The 18,678-nt window shown below is 53.3% G+C and carries 18 protein-coding genes; 12 read left to right on the forward strand and 6 right to left on the reverse strand.

Features of this window, described 5'->3' with window-relative positions; genetic code table 11:
* Positions 1 to 1,302 (forward strand): mucoidy inhibitor MuiA family protein (locus ACLQ7H_RS12780; protein WP_411752991.1); only part of this gene is annotated, 1,302 nt, incomplete at its 5' end.
* On the opposite strand, the gene ACLQ7H_RS12785 is transcribed toward ACLQ7H_RS12780, so the two are convergent.
* Complete coding sequence (locus ACLQ7H_RS12785) at positions 1,303 to 2,232, reverse strand: LysR family transcriptional regulator (RefSeq protein WP_411752992.1); 930 nt, start codon at positions 2,230 to 2,232, stop codon at positions 1,303 to 1,305. It abuts the gene before it with no gap.
* A 145-nt stretch (positions 2,233 to 2,377) separates the two neighbouring features.
* On the opposite strand from ACLQ7H_RS12785, the gene ACLQ7H_RS12790 reads away from it, so the two are divergent.
* Positions 2,378 to 3,541: a mandelate racemase/muconate lactonizing enzyme family protein gene (locus ACLQ7H_RS12790; protein WP_411752993.1), complete on the forward strand. Its 1,164-nt coding sequence runs from the start codon at positions 2,378 to 2,380 to the stop codon at positions 3,539 to 3,541.
* Positions 3,542 to 3,694: 153 nt separating this feature from the next.
* Here the strand turns inward: ACLQ7H_RS12790 and chuY are convergent, their stop codons facing one another.
* A complete protein-coding gene (gene chuY, locus ACLQ7H_RS12795; protein WP_411752994.1) occupies positions 3,695 to 4,318 on the reverse strand; it encodes an anaerobilin reductase in 624 nt (207 codons plus the stop codon).
* A 12-nt stretch (positions 4,319 to 4,330) separates the two neighbouring features.
* Positions 4,331 to 5,668 carry a heme anaerobic degradation radical SAM methyltransferase ChuW/HutW gene (hutW, locus tag ACLQ7H_RS12800; protein ID WP_411752995.1) on the reverse strand — a complete coding sequence of 446 codons (1,338 nt, stop codon included), beginning with the start codon at positions 5,666 to 5,668 and terminating at the stop codon, positions 4,331 to 4,333.
* A 441-nt stretch (positions 5,669 to 6,109) separates the two neighbouring features.
* On the opposite strand from hutW, the gene ACLQ7H_RS12805 reads away from it, so the two are divergent.
* Genes ACLQ7H_RS12805 through ACLQ7H_RS12820 form a run of 4 tightly spaced genes read left to right on the forward strand, consistent with a single transcriptional unit; the run spans position 6,110 to position 9,706 of the window.
* Complete coding sequence (locus tag ACLQ7H_RS12805) at positions 6,110 to 7,225, forward strand: RNA ligase RtcB family protein (RefSeq protein ID WP_411752996.1); 1,116 nt, start codon at positions 6,110 to 6,112, stop codon at positions 7,223 to 7,225.
* Positions 7,222 to 7,839: a peptide chain release factor H gene (gene prfH, locus ACLQ7H_RS12810; RefSeq protein ID WP_411752997.1), complete on the forward strand. Its 618-nt coding sequence runs from the start codon at positions 7,222 to 7,224 to the stop codon at positions 7,837 to 7,839. The genes ACLQ7H_RS12805 and prfH overlap by 4 nt, the downstream gene beginning before the upstream one ends.
* Before the next feature lie 50 nt (positions 7,840 to 7,889).
* Positions 7,890 to 8,603 carry an RNA ligase family protein gene (locus tag ACLQ7H_RS12815; RefSeq protein WP_411752998.1) on the forward strand — a complete coding sequence of 238 codons (714 nt, stop codon included), beginning with the start codon at positions 7,890 to 7,892 and terminating at the stop codon, positions 8,601 to 8,603.
* Complete coding sequence (locus ACLQ7H_RS12820; RefSeq protein ID WP_411752999.1) at positions 8,591 to 9,706, forward strand: AAA family ATPase; 1,116 nt, start codon at positions 8,591 to 8,593, stop codon at positions 9,704 to 9,706. Before ACLQ7H_RS12815 ends, ACLQ7H_RS12820 begins: the two co-directional genes overlap by 13 nt.
* A 117-nt stretch (positions 9,707 to 9,823) precedes the next feature.
* On the opposite strand, the gene ACLQ7H_RS12825 is transcribed toward ACLQ7H_RS12820, so the two are convergent.
* Positions 9,824 to 10,402 carry a YiiX family permuted papain-like enzyme gene (locus ACLQ7H_RS12825; protein WP_411753007.1) on the reverse strand — a complete coding sequence of 193 codons (579 nt, stop codon included), beginning with the start codon at positions 10,400 to 10,402 and terminating at the stop codon, positions 9,824 to 9,826.
* Positions 10,403 to 10,694: 292 nt separating this feature from the next.
* Between ACLQ7H_RS12825 and ACLQ7H_RS12830 the strand changes: the two genes are divergently transcribed.
* From ACLQ7H_RS12830 to ACLQ7H_RS12845, 4 genes are all read left to right on the forward strand, one after another.
* On the forward strand, positions 10,695 to 12,599 hold the full coding sequence (locus tag ACLQ7H_RS12830) for a methyl-accepting chemotaxis protein (protein WP_411753000.1): 1,905 nt from the start codon (positions 10,695 to 10,697) through the stop codon (positions 12,597 to 12,599).
* A gap of 239 nt (positions 12,600 to 12,838) precedes the next feature.
* The gene (locus ACLQ7H_RS12835; protein WP_411753001.1) at positions 12,839 to 13,984 is read left to right on the forward strand and encodes a transglutaminase domain-containing protein; all 1,146 of its coding nucleotides are present in this window, start codon (positions 12,839 to 12,841) and stop codon (positions 13,982 to 13,984) included.
* The gene (locus ACLQ7H_RS12840) at positions 13,956 to 14,318 is read left to right on the forward strand and encodes a mercuric transporter MerT family protein (RefSeq protein WP_098930826.1); all 363 of its coding nucleotides are present in this window, start codon (positions 13,956 to 13,958) and stop codon (positions 14,316 to 14,318) included. The genes ACLQ7H_RS12835 and ACLQ7H_RS12840 overlap by 29 nt, the downstream gene beginning before the upstream one ends.
* Complete coding sequence (locus ACLQ7H_RS12845) at positions 14,315 to 14,605, forward strand: heavy-metal-associated domain-containing protein (protein ID WP_411753002.1); 291 nt, start codon at positions 14,315 to 14,317, stop codon at positions 14,603 to 14,605. Before ACLQ7H_RS12840 ends, ACLQ7H_RS12845 begins: the two co-directional genes overlap by 4 nt.
* Before the next feature lie 3 nt (positions 14,606 to 14,608).
* Here ACLQ7H_RS12845 and ACLQ7H_RS12850 read toward each other — a convergent pair whose 3' ends face one another.
* Together ACLQ7H_RS12850 and ACLQ7H_RS12855 are read right to left on the reverse strand one after the other, a co-directional pair.
* The gene (locus ACLQ7H_RS12850) at positions 14,609 to 16,387 is read right to left on the reverse strand and encodes an ATP-binding protein (RefSeq protein ID WP_411753003.1); all 1,779 of its coding nucleotides are present in this window, start codon (positions 16,385 to 16,387) and stop codon (positions 14,609 to 14,611) included.
* Positions 16,384 to 17,016 carry a LuxR C-terminal-related transcriptional regulator gene (locus tag ACLQ7H_RS12855; RefSeq protein WP_411753004.1) on the reverse strand — a complete coding sequence of 211 codons (633 nt, stop codon included), beginning with the start codon at positions 17,014 to 17,016 and terminating at the stop codon, positions 16,384 to 16,386. Before ACLQ7H_RS12855 ends, ACLQ7H_RS12850 begins: the two co-directional genes overlap by 4 nt.
* A gap of 342 nt (positions 17,017 to 17,358) precedes the next feature.
* Between ACLQ7H_RS12855 and ACLQ7H_RS12860 the strand changes: the two genes are divergently transcribed.
* Positions 17,359 to 17,775, forward strand: a complete 417-nt coding sequence (locus tag ACLQ7H_RS12860) for a hypothetical protein (RefSeq protein ID WP_411753005.1) — start codon at positions 17,359 to 17,361, stop codon at positions 17,773 to 17,775.
* Positions 17,776 to 18,007: 232 nt separating this feature from the next.
* Positions 18,008 to 18,678: ESPR-type extended signal peptide-containing protein (locus ACLQ7H_RS12865; protein WP_411753006.1), on the forward strand; the 671-nt coding region annotated here is incomplete at its 3' end.

Genomic DNA, 18,678 nt, shown 5'->3' on the forward strand with positions numbered 1-18,678 from the left:
GTGCGCGAGCAAAGCAAACTTAACGTGCAGCGGGAAGTGATCCAGGCGCAGCTGGCGGTGCTGGAAAGTAACCGGGCGTTGGGTTCGGAAAAAGAGGGCGCTTCCGTTGAGCAGGTTAATCAAATGCTTGAACTGGTCAGCCGCCGCATGAGTGAGGTGCTGCTGGCGGATATTGAGATTAAAGAGAAGATCGCCGCGATTGACAAGAATATCGAAAAGCTGAAGAGCCAGTTGGACGAGGCTCAGCAGAAGACAGGCCAAACGGTGAATCAGGTGGTGGTGAAGTTTTACACTGCCAAAGCGGTGACCAGCAACGTTAAGCTGTCTTATGTGATCCCGGATGCCGGCTGGGTGCCGACTTACGATGTGCGGGTCAACAGCATTACCCAGCCGGTCAAGCTGAGCTACAAGGCCAATGTGTTTCAGAACAGCGGCATCAATTGGGATAAGGTCAACCTGACGCTTTCCAGCGGCAACCCAAGCGAAGGGGCGCAGGCGCCGAAGTTGCAACCTTGGTACCTCGATTTTTATCAGTACTACTCCAGTTCCAAGATGGCAATGTCGATACCCAGACCGGCACCGGCTCCCGTTGCGGAGATGGCCGCTGGCGCGGATGCCCAAGAGCTTGATGGTGCAATGGCCTCCAGAGCTAAAAGCTCCCTCTCTGACTATGTGGTCACCGACGCTGGCGGTGTGAATACCCGCTTTAGCATTTCCCTGCCTTATAACATTGCCTCCGATGGTAAAGGGCATTCGGTCACCATCAAGGATGTGGACGTTCAGGGCGACTATCGCTACGTGGTGGTGCCAAAAATCGAACCGGATGCCTTCTTGCAGGTACAGTTAAAAGACTGGGAGCAGCTTAATTTGTTGCCGGGCAAGTCCAGTATTTTCTTCGAGGGTTCATTCGTCGGCCAGGGGGATATCAATATCGCCGAGGCTAAAGAGACACTGGATCTGTCATTGGGGCGGGATAAGAAGATTATCGTGAACCGCGAAAATGCCAAGCAACTGACCTCGAAGGCGGAGTTTTTTGGCAATTCGGTAAGCCAGCAGTATTCCTTTGTCACCAGCGTGAAAAATACCCGTAAAGAGCCGATTAAGCTGGTGGTGATGGAGCAGATGCCGCTGAGCCGTGATTCGGCGATTACTATCGACGGGCTGAAGTACGACGGTGCCAGCTACGACAAAGACACCGGTAACGTGCAGTGGGAACTGGATTTACCTGCGAATCAGTCCGAGAAGTTCAGCCTGTCTTATACGGTGAAATATCCAAAGGATAAGCGCGTGAGCAATTTATAATTATTGCCCCTCCGCTTCCTTGGCGAATAGCAGCCACAGCGCCTCAACGGATTTGGTCATCTTGGTCACGGGCCGGTAGAGGCGTATCTCAATGGGCAGGCCAAGATCGTTAGGGGGGTCGGTGGCGACCACGATCTTGCCGCTATCAACGTCGGTCTCCGCCAGCGACTGCGGCAGCCAGGCGACACCTTCTCCAGCCGCCACCATGGCGAGCAACGTGGCGGCCAGATCTGAAGTAAAAGCAACCTCCATACCCCGTTTGGCACGGCTAATCGCTGCGCTGTTGGCGATAATACGGCCCAGCCCGGAGTCATTGCTAAACGACAGGAAAGGGAATTTTTGTTGCCCGACTTTCCACACCGGCGTTGAGGACCCCGGCAGAGCTAGGCTGTAGGGCAGCAATCGATCTTCCCCCAGGCGCAGGCTGACAAACTTTTCCGCATCGAGAGTCATCTGCATATGTGGATGATAATGGCAGAGCAAAAACTGCGCCTCCCCGCGCGCCAGCAGGTTCTCACAGGCTTTTAACGTATCGGACAGCAGGCGGAAAGAGCCTAATCTGGCCATCTTTTCATTGCGCCTGAGGAGCGCTGGAAAGAAAGAGAATGAGAGGGCGTGGGTGGCTGAAAATACCACGTCCGGTTGGTGCTGCCCGGTGGCATCCAGGGTTTCATTCCTCAGCGCGTAGAGCGTTCTGATCAACTCAGGCGCCTGTTTGCAAAACACCTCACCGGCCTTGGTGAGATGAACTCCCCGCCGATTCCGTTCGAAAAGTGGCGTGCCGACCCACTCTTCCAGCGACTGGATGCGGCGGCTGAATGCCGGTTGGGTGACATAGTGTGCCTCGGCCGCTTTAGAGAAATTGAGGGTCTCAGCCAGCGCCACGCAATCCTCAAGCCAGGTCAGTTCCAGATGATGCCGATTTTGCATGACAGCTATCCTTATTTTGCATTGGCCGGTGATGTTTTAGCCGCTTACTATGGCAAGAAAGCGGCAGGGTGCCAATGCCTGACAGCCTAGGATGCAAAAAATGCATCAATAATGTTCCTGCGAATCACGACCGTTGGAGAGAAAAATGCGTATCACAGACGTGGTGGAAATCACCAAACCGATAGCCTCACCGATCAGGAATGCCTATATCGATTTCAGCAAGATGACCACCAGCCTGGTTGCGGTAGTGACCGATGTGGTGGTTGATGGTCGCCGGGTGGTGGGCTACGGCTTTAACTCCAACGGGCGCTATGGGCAAGGGGGGCTGATCCGCGAGCGTTTCCGCGATCGCATCTTGCAGGCTGAGCCTGACAGTTTGCTCAACCACCGTGGCGACAACCTCGATCCACACCGGGTCTGGCAGGCGATGATGGTCAATGAAAAGCCCGGCGGCCATGGCGAACGCTCGGTAGCCGTGGGTACGCTGGATATGGCGGTCTGGGATGCCACCGCCAAAATTGCCGGTAAGCCGTTATTCCGTATGCTGGCGGACATGCAAGGCACGGTGGCTAATCCACGGGTGTTTGTCTATGCCGCCGGTGGTTATTACTATCCAGGTAAAGATCTCAGCGCGCTGTGTCAGGAGATGCGTAGCTATCTGGATCGTGGCTACAACGTGGTGAAAATGAAAATTGGCGGTGCGCCGCTGGAGGAGGATCGCCGTCGTATCGAGGCCGTATTGCAAGAGATTGGGCACGAGGCGCGGCTTGCGGTGGATGCCAACGGTCGCTTTGATTTAGAAACCGGGATTGCCTACGCCAAGATGCTGCGGGAGTATCCGCTGTTCTGGTACGAAGAAGTGGGTGACCCGCTAGATTACGCCTTACAGGCCGCTCTGTCCGAGTTCTATCCCGGGCCAATGGCGACCGGGGAAAACCTGTTTTCACATCAGGATGCCCGTAATCTGCTGCGCTACGGCGGTATGCGCCCCGACCGTGATTATCTGCAGTTTGACTGTGCGCTCTCCTATGGGCTGGTGGAATACCTCCGCACGCTGGAGGTGCTTGAACAGTTCGGCTGGTCTCCCTCCCGTTGTATTCCGCATGGTGGACACCAGATGTCACTGAATATCGCTGCGGGCTTGGGGCTGGGGGGCAATGAAAGCTACCCGGATCTGTTCCAGCCTTACGGCGGGTTCCCGGACTCGGTGAAGGTGGAGGATGGCCATATTGTTATGCCTGAACTGCCGGGAATTGGTTTTGAAGGTAAATCGGATCTGATTAAAGTGATGCGAGCTTTGGCGGAGTGATTGCGTAGTCCAAGGTTTGGGTTGGCGTTCTGGCCAAGGTGAACTCCAGTACCTCAGCACAGCACCGTATCAGCCCCCTCGCCCTTTGGGATAGGGTTGGGGTGAGGGGAAATTAGCCACCTAATGCTCTTGGACATCAATCAACGTTGGGAATTACCCCGGCTTAAGACCCGGTTCAACCAGGCTGTAGACCTGTTGATTGAGTGCGGGGGCATTTGCCAGTTGCTGGACATGTGCAGCAACGTCCGCACGCATCACAAGGCCATGAACTTCCTGCCCCTGAAACCGTTGTGCCTTACCGGTTGCATTGCCGTTCAGCAGTCCGCCGGGGCGTAAGATCGCGTGATCCAGCGTGCTGGTCTGTAACCAGCTTTCCGCCAGAGATTTTTCACGTACCGCCTGGCCAAACCCCGCTTTGGCGCGTGGTGACAGAAACGGCCAACCGTCACCACAGCCCAAAGAGGTGACGAGGATCATGCGCGAGATCCCGCATTTCTCCGCCGTATCTATCACCGTCCGGTGGGCCAGATAATCCTGTGCGCCTCCCATTGAAGAGATAATCGTTGCGCTGGCACCGGCGGCTTCGCAAGCGCGAGTGACAGCAATGGCATCACAGGCATCGCCGAGATAAACCTGTACGCCTTTCTCCCGCAGGCGAGCGGCGGCATCAGGATTACGCACCACCGCAACCACCGGACGCTGTTCCGCAAGCGCAAGTTCCAGGGTCAGCGCGCCGACCCCTTTGCCGCCAGCGCCAAAAATCAGCCATGGTTTCATCGTTCACTCCTGTTAGAGGGTGGCTACCGCAATACGCGGCAGATCCAGTTGTTGGAGCAGCTCATCAAGAGACTGCAGAATATTGCTTGCCCAGAAGCGCCCTTCGTTGGTCAGGCGCAGGCAGGTTGAGGCGTCGCGGGTTAACCCCGCCCGATGCCACTGTGCGAGCAGCGGCTTCAGCTGTTTTGCATAAGGCGTCAGTTCATCCAGCGGGATACGAGCGGTTTCCACGCCAGCCTGTAGCGGCTGACGCCACTGGCTTCGGTTACCTGAGGTGCGCATCATCATCATCAGCGGTTTGCGACCTGCGGCGATAGCGTCATGCCAGGTGGTGAGGTTGCGCTCAATCATCCAGGAATAGCCGTTGACCGAACCCCCGGCGCCGGAGCCAAAGGCCAGGCAGTCTGCGCCCTGCTTAATCAGCAGGTTGTACAAATTACGCTCTCGCGTGGTACGTGCCCAGTGGCTATTGCTGATGCAGCGCCAGCCAGCCTGGTCCATGAAATCGCAACCCTGCAAATAGAAATCGCGCCGCGCGGCAGGTGAGGGAACCGAGGTGCGGCCAGTTTCCACCGCCTTACCCAGAGGCGTATTGGGCAGCAGATTGAGGGCGTAGAGATCGACACCATCCAGGCCGATATCGCGGGCAATCGCCAGATCTTCGCCCCAAAGTTTCGCATCCTGGCCGGGTAAGCCGAATAGCAAATCGCAGACCACGGCAGCGCGATCGCGACGAACTAGCCCTTCCATAAACGCAATAGCGCTTGATCCGTCAGAGGTACGGGCCATTTTTTTGCGGATTTGGCTATTAAACGACTGAATACCAATTGAAAAGCGATTGGCTCCGGCATCCAGACAGGCGTCTATCCGCTCATCGTCAAAGTTTAGCACCCGGCCCTCGATGGTGATTTCGCAGTCTGGGGCCAGCGGCAGGCGTTCGCGTAGTGCGGTGATGATGCGTGCCAGATCCCGTGCGGCAAGCGCCGAAGGGGTTCCACCGCCAAAATAAACGGCATGAATTGGCGCAGACTGATGCAGAGGACTGTCCGCTTCCATTTCGATCTCGCGTAGCAGCGCATCGGTGTAGCGGGCGCAGCGGTCTTCCTCGAAACGGTTCTGGTAAAAGCCGCAGAAGGTGCAGTGGGTGGCACAAAACGGAATGTGTAGATACACCAGCCGCTTGCGGCTGGGCGTGGTCTGGCCAATGACGGTTTGCCAGGTTGGTGTCAGCAGCGGTTTTTCCACGGGGATCGCACCGCGCAGTGGCATCATGGCGCGACGGTCTTTAAACGGCTGATTGCCTGCCAGCGCAAAATGCGGGGTGAAATCCAGCTCAGTGTGATGTTTCAACGGCAAGTTCCTTCAATGGGCAGAACTGATGGCGGCAGGGACGCGTGGCAACGTAGCCACCCAGACCCGCTGCACAAGGTCTGAATTATAGCTTAACTGAAAATGATTACCATTTGCATTTATATACTGACAATCGTCAGCCGAGTCTATCCAGCCAGCTGCGAATTAAATGCAACGTTGACTTGGGTCAAATTTTTCGGCACCCCGAATTAAATTTTGGTGGCCGATGCGAACAACCATTGCTAACGCTGGAGTTTATATGTACTATCGCCGCGTTTTCCCATTCATTCACTTTGCAAAGGAGGTACATCATGAATTATCAAGCACTGTTTACCCTTTGCGGGTCGTATCCTCAGGCATAATTTCCTGTTCTCCAGGTATTGCTAGGGCTACCGCCCGCCAAATCCAAAAAATGAGATAAAATATTAATCAGGATTGGTTATGAGCAATACTATTGGCTCCGTTACGCCGCGAGTTTCATTGATCGCGTCGGAACACACCTGGATTGAAGGAAATGCAATCCAACAATTAGAAATTACCGCCAAGCTGCCGGATATGGTGCGCGTGGTCGGGATGCCAGATTTGCATCCTGGCCGTGGTTACCCGGTCGGTGCCGCTTTCTTTTCACAATATCGCTTCTACCCGGCGTTAATCGGTAATGATATCGGTTGCGGTATGTCGCTATGGCAAACAGATTTGCTGGCGATGAAACAGTCGCTGGATAAATTGGAAAAAAAGCTGGGCAATATTGACGGCCCGTTAGAGCAAGAAGAGTTGGGGAATATTCCTCCCGCGCTTAGCGATTATTCCCGTACATTGGGCACCATTGGCGGCGGTAATCATTTTGCTGAACTGTTACGCATCGACGAATTATATCAGCCGCAGGCCGGCCTCGATAAAAAACGGCTGATGCTGTTGGTGCACAGCGGTTCGCGTGGCTTGGGCCAGCTAATACTGGAGCAGCATGTGCGCGCTCATGGGCATCACGGCCTGCTGGAAAATACCGATGCGGCCAACGATTATCTGCAACAGCATCAACAGGCGCTGGATTTTGCAGGCTTAAACCGGCAACTGATCGCCCAGCGGATATTGCAGCGGTTGCGCACTACTGGCGATTGCCTGCTGGATATCCATCATAACCTGTTGGCGGCGGCCACTATCGAGGGCGTGCCTGGTTGGCTGCATCGTAAAGGGGCTACACCGTCGGATGAAGGGCTGGTGGTGATCCCCGGCTCGCGCGGCGATTACAGCTATATCGTCCAGCCGCTACCTGCTGCCAGCAGTTTGTATTCGCTGGCGCACGGTGCCGGGCGCAAATGGATGCGTTCCGAATGTAAGGACCGCTTATCGGCACGTTTCAGTACCGATCAGTTGGCCAGAACCCGCTTCGGCAGCCGGGTGATTTGCCGCGACCGCCAACTGATTTATCAGGAAGCGCCGGAAGCCTACAAGCCGATTGATAGCGTAGTGGGAGCCTTGCAGCAGGCCGGATTGGTTACGTTGGTGGCGCGTATGCAACCGGTGTTGACCTACAAAACCAGCGGGGGACAGTCATGATCTTATTACAGATTTCCGCTGCACAGGGGCCGGACGAATGTTGCCTGGCGGTGAGCCTGGCACTGCGTCAGTTTCACAAAGAGGCCCAGGCCATGCAGGTAGAACTGCATGAGGTTGAGCGGGAAGAGGGCCGCCTGCCCGGCACGTTGCGTTCGGTGCTATTGACGCTTAACGGCGAAGCGGCGGAGCCATTGGCCGCCAAGTGGTGCGGGACATTGCAGTGGATTTGCGAAAGCCCGTGGCGCACCGGGCGTGCCAGAAAGAACTGGTTTATTGGTGCGGCGCGTTTCTCTCCGGCGGCGGTGCCAAAAGAGAGCGAGATCCGCTTTGAAACGTTGAAGTCCTCCGGGCCAGGTGGGCAGCACGTGAATAAAACGGAGTCGGCTATTCGCGCCACTCATATCGCTAGCGGCATTAGCGTTAAAGTTCAGACCGAGCGCAGCCAACATGCCAATAAACGTTTGGCGTATTTGCTGATCGCTCACCGTTTGCAACAGCTTGAACAACAGCAACTGGACGAACAGCGTGCTGAACGACGGATGTTTCACCATCAAATAGTGCGTGGTTCACCGGTTCGGGTGTTTAAAGGCGAAAGCTTTACGCCGCTCGCTTAATCAATATCGGCCTGATGGGGCAGGCCGGTAACGCTATAAGAAGAAAAGAAATGGAAACACATAAATATGGTCGGACGTACCATTATCCGTTCTCACCAGGAACCACCAGTGACGATCGGATCAATAAACACTATTGGCAAGACATACGGTTAATCCCCTCACTGATCCATACGGAAAAGCTCGATGGTGAGAATAACTGCCTGAATCGCTATGGCGTATTTGCACGCTCCCATGCGGCACCGACAGTTTCTGCCTGGACGCGCCAGATCCGCCAGCGTTGGCAACTGATTAAAAATGACCTGGGCGATATCGAACTGTTTGGGGAGAATTTGTATGCCACGCATTCGATCGAATATCGTGGCCTGCAACAGGATTTTTATCTATTCGCCGTGCGCTGTAAAGACATGTGGCTGAGTTGGCAAGAAGTGCAGTTTTACGCGGCATTATTTGATTTTGCCTGTGTGCCAGAAGTGGTACAGGAGGTGCCGCGCCAGACGGAACAAGAATACCGCTCGGCAATACTGGAGCAGGTAGGGGGAGTGGGGTGTTTTGCGCCGCACGACGTACATACCGGCTTGCCATGTACTATGGAAGGGATTGTCACCCGCAATGCGGGTGAGTTCCTGGTGGCTCAGTTTTCCCATAACGTGTTTAAGTACGTGCGTAAAAACCATGTGAAAACCGATCGCCACTGGAGAGTGAATTGGCAACGAGCGCGTATGGCGTACGAGTATCAGCGGGAGGATAAACCATGTGGTGCTTAAGTGAAGACAAGCAGTGGGGCAGGCTGGCGGATAAATTCCGTTGGGTGGCCGACATGCATCAGGTGCCACAAGATCCCCGTCATCATGCGGAAGGTGATGTGGCAATCCATACCCAGCGCGTGCTGGCGGCACTGACCGGGTCTGCGCAGTTTTTGGCGTTGCCAGCACAACAGCAGGAGCTGGTTTGGGCCGCCGCATTGCTGCACGATGTAGAAAAGCGCAGTACCACGCGGGTTGCAGACGATGGTTCGGTGACCTCACCCAACCACGCTAAACGCGGCGAGCTGACCACTCGCACCCTTTTATATCGGGATATCGTGACGCCGTTTGAGCTGCGTGAACAGGTAGCGGCCTTGGTGCGTTTTCATGGTTTGCCGTTGTGGATCATGGGGCGGCCATCGCCAGAGCGGGCGCTGTTATTAGCGGCACTACGGTTGGATACAAGGTTGCTGGCGATGCTGGCACGGGCGGACGTATTGGGGCGCGACTGTGACGACCAAAACGGCCTGCTGGATAACATCGAGCTGTTCGAACTGTTTTGTCAGGAGCAGCAATGCTGGGGGCAAGCGCGTCCTTTTGCTAGCGATAACCAGCGTTACCACTATTTGACGCATCCGCAGGCTAGCGTGGATTTTGTTCCCTACGAGCAATTTCAGAGCGAAGTGACTTTACTCTGTGCGCTGCCGGGAATGGGTAAAGATCGCTATATTGCGCAACATACCGCTGGGCTTGAGGTTATCAGCCTGGACAACATTCGCCGCCAACACCGGTTGTCGCCTACCGATAAAAACGCGACCGGCTGGGTCGTACAGCAGGCCAAGTTGCAGGCAAAAACGCTGCTACGGCGGGGCGAACCTTTTGTTTGGAATGCCACCAATATTACCCGGCAGTTGCGTAGCCAGTTGGTTGAGCTGTTTATCGCCTATGGCGCAAGGGTGAAGATTGTTTACCTGGAAGTGCCTTATGCCCAGTGGCAGCGGCAGAATGCCGAGCGGGAATACAGCGTACCTGCTGAGGCAATGGCGCGGATGCTGAGTAAATTGGAAATCCCGCAGGCGGACGAGGCGCATGAGGTGGAGTTGCGGGTGCAGGACGCCACCTAGCCTGGTTTGTGCGCCCCAAAAGGGTGAGGGAGCCAGCTCGGAGTTGTTGTCAGATGCGGAGCTAATATGTTGCACACACAGTCCCCTATCCATATGGATGGGGGACGTCACCGTAGATTAATTCTCGATCACCGTGACCAACAGCGGTGATTCAAACATCGCCTTCGGCGAAATAACCGACTCATCCCAGGGGATTTTCGTTCCGTAGCGCTCCAGCAGTTTCTGTTGTACGGCAGGAGCGCCAAAGCTAAATTCACGTACTTTTTGCAGCTTACCGATTTGTATCCCAAGTGCACGATCGTAAATCTTCCACACCAACTCCGAGCAATATAACTTCTCATCTGACCAGGAAAACTGCATGTCGTAGGGTTTCCCGGCAAAGCTTTTAGCCTGCTGGCGTATTTTTAACTGCGCGGACGGCGTCATCATTTGCTTGGCGTTCTTCAGGCGTTTAACGACAAAATGCTTTTTCTCTCCCCGATCGATCCAGGCGGCCAGCGGCGTGTATTTCACCGTCGATACCGCTTCGAATACGTAAGGCTTGCCATCACGCAGCACAATGATGCCCATATGGCTGTAACGAGAGCCGGTGGCCTGTTGTATCGCCAGGCTTTGTGCCGAGCGGGAAGTGTGGAAAATGATGTCACCATCCTGCACCACAGGCAGCTCGCGAGCTTGGCTGACCAGCACGGTCATCAGGCCGATGGTGAGAAAGAGAATAGCCCACAGGCGTTTGGTAAAAATCACGTTCAATCCCTCGAAGTTAGCATTGAGCGACTTTATCGGGGCTTTGTGAAGTGAGGATGAAGTGGTAGAGCAAAGCTGAGAGGTGGGGGGATGGGAGGTCGCATAGGCAGTCCTCATGCCTAAATAAAAATAATGATATATATCAATACAATAATAACAATTCTATCATTGTGGTTAAAGGGGGCTCAAAGCAGGCCGATAGCTGTTCTATTGATGTTGTCACAAAATAGGACGAAACCGGATGTTAGGGATCTACCGTATATCGATGAGAATGAAGCTTTTCATTGCTCTGTTTCCACTGCTACTGGCGTTATGCTGGTTTGCCGGTTCGGGTATGAAAACCCGTATCAATACCGAACGTCAGATGGATGTTATCGTTCAGCTAACGGCAACTGCGCGTGGTGCAGGGGATGTCGTGCATGAGCTGCAAAAAGAGCGTGGCATGAGTGCAGGTTACCTAGGCTCTGGTGGTGGACAGTTTCGCGCTGAACTAGCGGATCAACGTAAACTGACAGATGCGACTATGACGAAATTTAGCCAACTGTTATCTAAAACGGATCGCAGCGCATTGGAAGGGATTGATACATCGGCGATTCAGTTATTTAACGACCAAACCCAGTTACTGGGCGAGGTGCGTAATAACGTCAGCCATTTAAAGACCGCGGCGCCGCAAACCATTGGTTTCTATACTAAGACCATCGCCCAAGTGCTGGATTTTGTCGGCGGTATCGGGCATTTGACGACATCGGGCAAAATCGGCCAAGAATTGTCAGCGTATTACAGCTTGCTTAACCTGAAAGAACAGTCGGGTATAGAGCGAGCATTACTCTCCGGCGTTTTCTCTAGCGATCGTTTTGCTGATGGGCAATTCCGCCAGTTGAGTGATGTGGTGGGAAAACAAGAGGCCTGGCTTTCTGCGACTCGTCGTTTCAGCACCACGGATCAGGCGGCGGCGCTTGATGGCGCATTACGTTCTACATCGGCAACTGATGCTCTTAAGTTTCGTGAGATTGCGCTCGCTAAAGTCGCAACCGGTGGATTCAAGGTTAATCCTACCGATTGGTTTAAGGCTCAGACTCAGCGCATTGAAGTGCTGCGTCAAATAGAGAATCAAACCGCGGACACGTTACAAAAGCATGCTGCAGAGTTGTCACGCACGGCACGTAGCGAATGGATGACTTTCCTGTGCATCAGCCTTCTTTCTCTGGCAGTGGCCTTGGCGATAGCCATCGTCGTTGCGCGGAGCATCCATCTGCAACTGCAAGGCACGCTGAAAACGATTGGTGAAATGGAGGGTGATTTGACCCAACGCCTTAGCGTGCCGGGTAGTGATGAGCTGTCAGCATTGAATCATGCCTATAATCAATCCATTGAAAATATTCAGCATATTGTTAAAGAGATTAAATCCGGCTCGGAGGTGCTTCACCATGCTAGCGGTGATATCGCCGCTGGCAATCAGGATTTAGCGCAACGTACTGATGAACAGGCGGCCTCTATCGTTGAAACGGCGGCAAGTATGGAACAAATGTCCACGGCGATCTCCCAGACTGCAGATAACGCCCGCGAAGCTGAACAACTCACGCTGGCGATGGAGCGCGATGTCATGCAGGCGAATCGCGTGGCGAATGAAGCCAGCCAGAGCATGACGGAGATCCGTAATTCCAGCGAGCAGATTGCACGTATCGTGGCTTCTATTGACGATATTTCTTTTCAGACCAATTTATTGGCACTCAATGCTGCGGTAGAAGCTGCTCGAGCTGGCGAGTCTGGCAGGGGATTTGCGGTGGTAGCGAGTGAGGTGCGTAACCTATCTCAACGTTGTGCTAAAGAGGCGAGCCAGATCCGAGAGCTGATTAATCAAAATATGGAAAAAATTGCGCAAGGCGTCGCCCGGGTTTCGGCTTCGGGGGTCGCGCTAAAAGCGGCAGCAGATAATTCAGGACTGATGAAACAATATGTTAGCGATATCGCTCAGGCCGCTAACGAACAATCATTGGGGGTGGGGCAGGTTCATTTGGCTTTGAATCAACTTGAACAGGTCACACAGCAAAATGCGGCTTTGGTTTCCCAAGCGGCCAGTGCCAGTCAGGTACTGGACAACCAAGCGGCAGCGATGACCCAATTAGTGAACCGGTTTATCGTATAATCTTCTCGTTGCAAGGACGGTGGGAGTCATCCCGCCACCTACTCGATCGTTTGCTCCTCAGCGTATTTTTAATATTCTTGATGTGTCACCACTTTCCCGCATGCCGTTTACCGTATATTCCCTGATGTCTTTTTGTGTAAGCGGTATGTCGTTTTGTGCTGCCTGGGTGCATACTATTGCCCTCCCAAAGGCGGAGGGCAAGGCTTTGGCGCTATCTGATAATAAAAAAAGGAACGGTGATGGAAAGGCGTAAATTTCTCAAGGGTGCGGCGGCGTTATCTTCTTTTGGGCTGATCAGCCCGGTCTGGTCTGAGTCGCGTAAAACGGATATCCCGGCGTCAACCTGCGTGGACAATAGAAGACGTTTTGTGATGACACAAACTTATCAACTGAAAGCGCCAGCAGGCTCAGAAGGTAAGGCCAATCTATGGATCCCGGTCCCCGTGGACACCGCCTTCCAGCAACTGAAGCACATTTCTTTTTCTGGCAACTATCAGCAGGCCTACCTCACGGCAAATAATATCTACGCAGCCAAAACGTTATTTGCTTCCTGGCCGGACTCCAAAGGCCCGATGGAACTGAAAGTGGAAATGCTGATTGAAACCTTGGACTGGGAACCGCTGAAGAGCAACCAACTGGCCGAATGGCAGCTTCCGCAAACCGATCTGGTGTTCCCCGCAGAGATACAACCCTACCTTAAAGCGACCCCACATATCCCGGTGGATGGTCTGGTGAAAGAAACGGCGTTGAAGATTATTGGCAGTGAGAAATCTCCTCTGCAGCAGGCGCGGCTCATTCATGAATGGGTAAGAACCCATATGCATCGAGACGATGCGGTGATTGGCTGCGGTACCGGTGATGTGGGCCAAATCCTTAAGGCCGGCAAACTGGGCGGGAAATGTACCGATATTAACTCCGTGTTCGTCGCGTTGTGCCGTGCCAGCGGGATCCCCGCACGTGAGATGTTTGGTATTCGCTTGGGCGCTTCCCGCAAGCTGGGGAACTATTCGAAGAAGGCATTTGGCAGCGCGGATGAGCAAGGTGTGGCAAAAATCAGTGGGGGCCAGCACTGCCGGGCGATGTTCTGGCTGGCCGGTTTCGGCTGGTTGCCGGCCGATCCGGCCGATGTCACTAAAATGCGTCTGACAGAGAAAAAAGAAAACGGCGATCCTGCCGTTGAGGCCGTCAGCGATTACCTGTTCGGCAACTGGGAAATGAACTGGGTTGGCTTTAACTACGCCCGTGATTTCGCGCTTTCGCCGCAGGCAGAGCAGGGTGACCTCAATAACTTTGGTTATCCCTATGCAGAAGTGGATGGCGACCCATTAAACTTCTACGATCCGGCCGAATTTAGCTATGACTATGTCTCTGTCGAACAGCGTTAAGGGCAGCGTAGTGACGCTGCTGGCGGCTCTGCTTGCCGCCGCAGCCTCGACGCTCTGCTGCCTCGGGCCGTTGTTGTATCTGGTGTTCGGTATCTCGGCCGCCGGGCTCACGGGGATCCCGGCGCTATCCTGGCTGCAGTGGCCAATGATTATTGTGGCTATCGGGTTGATGCTGCGAGGATTTTGGCGGCTTTATCTGTCGCCACGCCCGGTCTGCGTGAACGTTGTCAGCCGTCGGGCTCTGATTTGGCTTTACTGGTTGTCGGTACCTTTGCTGTTGGCATTGATGACCTACCCCTACGTATTACCTTGGATTTGGGAAATGATGGAATGAAGAAGCGCATTTTTCTGCTGTTGGCTCTGGTGCTGATTGCGCCGCGGCTATGGGCTGAGAACCAGAAAGTCACTATTGATATCAAAGCCATGACCTGCTCACTGTGCGTCATCTCCATCAATAAAGCGTTGCGCTCGACTGACGGTGTGATTAAGGCCAAAGCCTCACTGAAAACGCACCAGGCAGAAGTGATTGTGCCCGAGGGGTTTGATAATCAGCTATTGCTGACGGCAATTTCCCGTACCGGGTATACCGGCGCAATCCAGGGCGTGGTACCCGCTCCGTAGTTTTTACTCAGCATTTAGCCATTGTGAAAGCAATGCATGAAGCTGCGAGGGTTCCAGTGGCTTATACAACACCAGGTAACCCTCGCTTTCTGCCTGCTGCAATATCGCTGAATTAAACTCACCGCTGACCATCGCACCACTGGCCTGTGGGAGCCGGTGGAATAACTCCTGCAAAATGTCGAAGCCACTCTCACCCGAACGCAGGCGCTGATCGCACAAAATCGCCTGGGGAGAAAAACCACTCTCAAGCACGGCAAACGCCTCTTTGGCAGAAGCAACGCAGCGAACCGTGATGCCCCAGGCCTGCATCAAGCTGGTCCAGGCGGAGGTGACCAAGGGATCGTCATCGACTACCAGACAGGTGCCGGAAAGCGCCCGATGCGCAACCAGGAAGGGCTTTTGCTCCGTGGTTAATGGAGCCATGGCGGTAACCGTGTCGCTGGCTGGCAGACGCAGCCAAAAACGTGAGCCTTTGCCTTCAATCGAACTCATCGCACATTCTACTTTCATCAGCTTCGCGCATCTTGCCACCACGGCCAGGCCCAACCCATGTCCGGCGCTGTCTATACGCCAGGCAAGCTCAGGGCGATAGAAGGGAGAGAAAATCCGGGATTTTTCGGCATCGGCTACGCCAATCCCCGTATCCCATACTTCCAACAACCAATCCTTGCCCCGTGGACGAACCGCGATCAACACCCCCCCTTGTTGGGTATAACGTAGCGCATTGTGCGTCAGGTTGATTAACGACTGCTTCAGTAACGAGAGATCGCCCAATGCCACACAGCGTTGCTGTGGGAGCCTGGCGCGTAGTGTCAAACCTCTGTTATTCGCCTCTTCACGAAATAGCGTGACGATCGACTCGACTAATGGTGCTAAATCCACTTCGCTCTGCGGAACATTGACGGCTTTATTTTCGATGAGGGTCAGGTCCAACAACGAGTTGAACATTAAATGCAAAGAACGCACGCTTTGTTGTAAATCATGGAGTTGCGGGTTTAACAGCGTATCGCGATTCTTATGAATGATCGCCGCTATCAAAAATCCCATCGCGTGGATGGGTTGACGAAGGTCATGGCTGGCGGTAGTCAGGAACAGGTTTTTATCCTGCAATGCCTGCTCTGCTTCCTCTTTTGCCACGCGGAATTGCTCAGCCAGCAGGATGCTGTCCTCTTCCAGGCGGACCTGCTGAAGGAAGAATGCATGAGAGGTCAAGGCATGGCGATAAATAGCAAAGCCATACAAGAGGTTAAGCAACACAATGATTGGCCAGGTGTCACCGTATCGCCAGGGAATTAATAGCAACAGGATCCCCCAGCAACTGATGAAAAACCGCTGGAATGCCCCCAGTAACGGGGTCAGGTGCGTGGCGTTGGCCGCCACGATTGCGGCGATGCTGATATTGAGCAGCAGAATAAAATCAAAGGAGGGGTTTATGGCCGTCACTGCAATCAGTGAAGACAAGCCGATGCCATGCAGCAATGCCAGCCGATTGACCCAAGGTAGCCACTGGGCCAGCATGGCGGTTTCCGTTGTGGTACTCAACTTGCGGCGATAGTGGCGATGGCATAACCAGACAAACAGGGAGGCTAAAAAGTACAGCGCAATCCAACAGACGATCGGAGTCAACGGTAAGCGCAGCTGATAGAGCCAGATGGCAAATACTATCCCGACGAAAGGGACGGCATAGACGCTGAAAACCAACCGTGCCAACACATCGTTCAATAACCGCAACTGCGAGTGTGGGTTGATGTATTGCGTGGTTTTATCACTGATTGGGTTCATAGCGTGAAGCGGCGCCCCTGTAGCAACGTAATGGCTTCGATCCGGTTGGTGACGCCCAACTTGCTGAGGATACTGGTAATATGCTCTTTGATGGTTGCCTCAGACACGGCGAGCGCGAGGGCGATACGTTTATTTGAGAATCCGCGCAGCATCATCGCCAGCACTTCTGTCTGGCGTTGGGTTAATCCAAACTCCTGGTCGCGAGGGAGGGATGAGGCGCAACAGGCCACCTCTGAGCTTGCTGGAAACCAGCGTTGCCCATTTTGTAGCGCGGTAACCGCAAGATGGAAGGTTTGTGGTGAATCGTGCTTGTGAACGAAACCGTGTGCACCAGCCTCCTGGGCCTTGTGTTGCACTTGGTTATTCTCATCTCCGCTGATGACCAACAGGCGAATATTGGCGTCTTTCTGCAGCAGTTCTCTTATGAGGTGGAGCGCGGTGCCATCCGATAACCAGAAATCCAAAACCAACAGTTGGGGATGGCCTTTCTCTGCGATGTAGTTGTTGCACTCTTGGCGGCTGGCAGCGACATACACCCGTTTGTAACCACAACGCGTGCTTAAAAAAACGGCGATGCCATTTGCTACCATTGGGTGATCGTCAACGACCAAAGCATAGGGCTTACTCACGTCACTTTCCTTTTGTCACCAATGTAACGTCTGCACTGTCCTAGCATGCCAGAGCTTGCTGCTTACCTAAACTAGCAACACGGCCATGTTAAGTAAACCCTACTTTAGTAGGGTTGTAGTTATATCATGATATAAATAGTCTGTTAAAGTGTTAATGAGTGGTTATGGTAATGAGCGAATTCTTAGTAAGGATGACATTATTTAAAAGCATTATCAAATTTTATTTATCTAATGCATCTAGAGTGTGCGAGTTGTTTTTCTGGTTTGCCATCATTAACGAAACACTGCCGCTAATAACTCTTGTTAGTGGCGTTAATTAATTTTAATAAATCAGGTTAAGATATGCGTATATCTATATGGAAATTGATGGTGATTTTTCTTCTTGCCGGATGCAGTAGCATGGGGGAAGACAAATTCAGTGCGTCGTATATGAAGGCACATATTATACCTAACAAGACCACCAAGGCCGAGGTGCAGGCAATTTATGGTGTGCCGGATGACCAGGACGTGAGTTCAGACGGTAGCGTAGTCTGGAAGTATGAAGCGAGAGGCAACTTGAGCACGGCATCCTCCATTGTTGGCTACATCCCCGGAGCGGGAGCCGTTTCCAGTGCTCTTGGCATGGCTAACACGGCATCGAATGCTTCAGATAGTGCAACCAAGGCATCGGCTAAAATGTCAGGTGATACGGAACACCGTGGGAAGCGTATTTATATCGATTTCGACAGTAAAGGGATAGTCGACCATTGGTACATGTAACTTGAACAGCATTAGCTGCGGTTCGGTTAAAGAATACTTGGATTGATTTTACCCCGGATGATCCTCTGGGGCATTTCTACTTATCAGTGAAGAAGAATAAAAACACCAGGGAGTTTTCATTGTAATGATTTCTTTATAATAACTATCAAGATGGTTTGCTTTCTATTTCCTCTCAAACCCGTATTACATAATAACCCAAAGGCTAATTAAACTCAGTGGAGGAGTTTTTCATATGAATAAAATTTATCGTTTGGTACGCCAACGGCATACCGGTACTTTGATCCCCGTGGCTGAATTTACCCGCGCTGGTGGCAAATCCGCCCAAAAACGTAAAGTCGGAGTGACTCCCAGTTTGCTTCTGGCGATGGCAGGTCTGGTTGGAGCAGTTGGAAACGTAGGCGCGGCTGAAATTGTGATTGATGGTGGTACCGAAGAAACCGTACCGGGCACCAAGCCGGATGGCTGGAAAACAGGTAGTCGCGTCGATCTGGTGATTGGTGACACCGGTTCAGGCAAGCTAACCGTCAGCGACGGCGCCAAGGCAACTACCGTTGGGGCTGGTTATCTGGGCAGGGAAGCAGGAGCTGTCGGTAGTGCTTTAATAACAGGTATCGACTCGCGCTGGAAACTCTATAACTACGATCCCCTCTACGGCCAGGATCTGAAAGTGGGGGTGGGTGGTGAGGGCAACGTTTCCGTACTTGATGGTGGAACGCTGGAAGTTTCATTTATTGAACTGGGTGTGAAGGAAGGCGCAAAAGGGGCGTTGGCGATCACGGGAGCGGGCTCGCAATTATTAGGCCATCAGGTGATTGTGGGTAAGCAGGGCGTGGGTGAATTAACCTTTTCTGACGGCGGGAAATTCCGCCTGGATACCTTCGATAAGGTGATCGTCGGTCATGA

The sequence above is a fragment of the Serratia sp. (in: enterobacteria) genome (assembly GCF_046715635.1).
GTDB lineage: Bacteria > Pseudomonadota > Gammaproteobacteria > Enterobacterales > Enterobacteriaceae > Chania.

Excerpts from the sequence above, each read along its gene's own strand:
- ACLQ7H_RS12785 (WP_411752992.1), bottom strand. The coding sequence starts at position 2,232 with ATGCAAAATCGGCATCATCTGGAACTGACCTGGCTTGAGGATTGCGTG.
- ACLQ7H_RS12790 (WP_411752993.1), top strand. The coding sequence starts at position 2,378 with ATGCGTATCACAGACGTGGTGGAAATCACCAAACCGATAGCCTCACCG.
- chuY (WP_411752994.1), bottom strand. The coding sequence starts at position 4,318 with ATGAAACCATGGCTGATTTTTGGCGCTGGCGGCAAAGGGGTCGGCGCG.
- ACLQ7H_RS12805 (WP_411752996.1), top strand. The coding sequence starts at position 6,110 with ATGAGCAATACTATTGGCTCCGTTACGCCGCGAGTTTCATTGATCGCG.
- prfH (WP_411752997.1), top strand. The coding sequence starts at position 7,222 with ATGATCTTATTACAGATTTCCGCTGCACAGGGGCCGGACGAATGTTGC.
- ACLQ7H_RS12815 (WP_411752998.1), top strand. The coding sequence starts at position 7,890 with ATGGAAACACATAAATATGGTCGGACGTACCATTATCCGTTCTCACCA.
- ACLQ7H_RS12820 (WP_411752999.1), top strand. The coding sequence starts at position 8,591 with ATGTGGTGCTTAAGTGAAGACAAGCAGTGGGGCAGGCTGGCGGATAAA.
- ACLQ7H_RS12825 (WP_411753007.1), bottom strand. The coding sequence starts at position 10,402 with ATGACCGTGCTGGTCAGCCAAGCTCGCGAGCTGCCTGTGGTGCAGGAT.
- ACLQ7H_RS12830 (WP_411753000.1), top strand. The coding sequence starts at position 10,695 with ATGTTAGGGATCTACCGTATATCGATGAGAATGAAGCTTTTCATTGCT.
- ACLQ7H_RS12835 (WP_411753001.1), top strand. The coding sequence starts at position 12,839 with ATGGAAAGGCGTAAATTTCTCAAGGGTGCGGCGGCGTTATCTTCTTTT.
- ACLQ7H_RS12840 (WP_098930826.1), top strand. The coding sequence starts at position 13,956 with ATGACTATGTCTCTGTCGAACAGCGTTAAGGGCAGCGTAGTGACGCTG.
- ACLQ7H_RS12845 (WP_411753002.1), top strand. The coding sequence starts at position 14,315 with ATGAAGAAGCGCATTTTTCTGCTGTTGGCTCTGGTGCTGATTGCGCCG.
- ACLQ7H_RS12850 (WP_411753003.1), bottom strand. The coding sequence starts at position 16,387 with ATGAACCCAATCAGTGATAAAACCACGCAATACATCAACCCACACTCG.
- ACLQ7H_RS12860 (WP_411753005.1), top strand. The coding sequence starts at position 17,359 with ATGCGTATATCTATATGGAAATTGATGGTGATTTTTCTTCTTGCCGGA.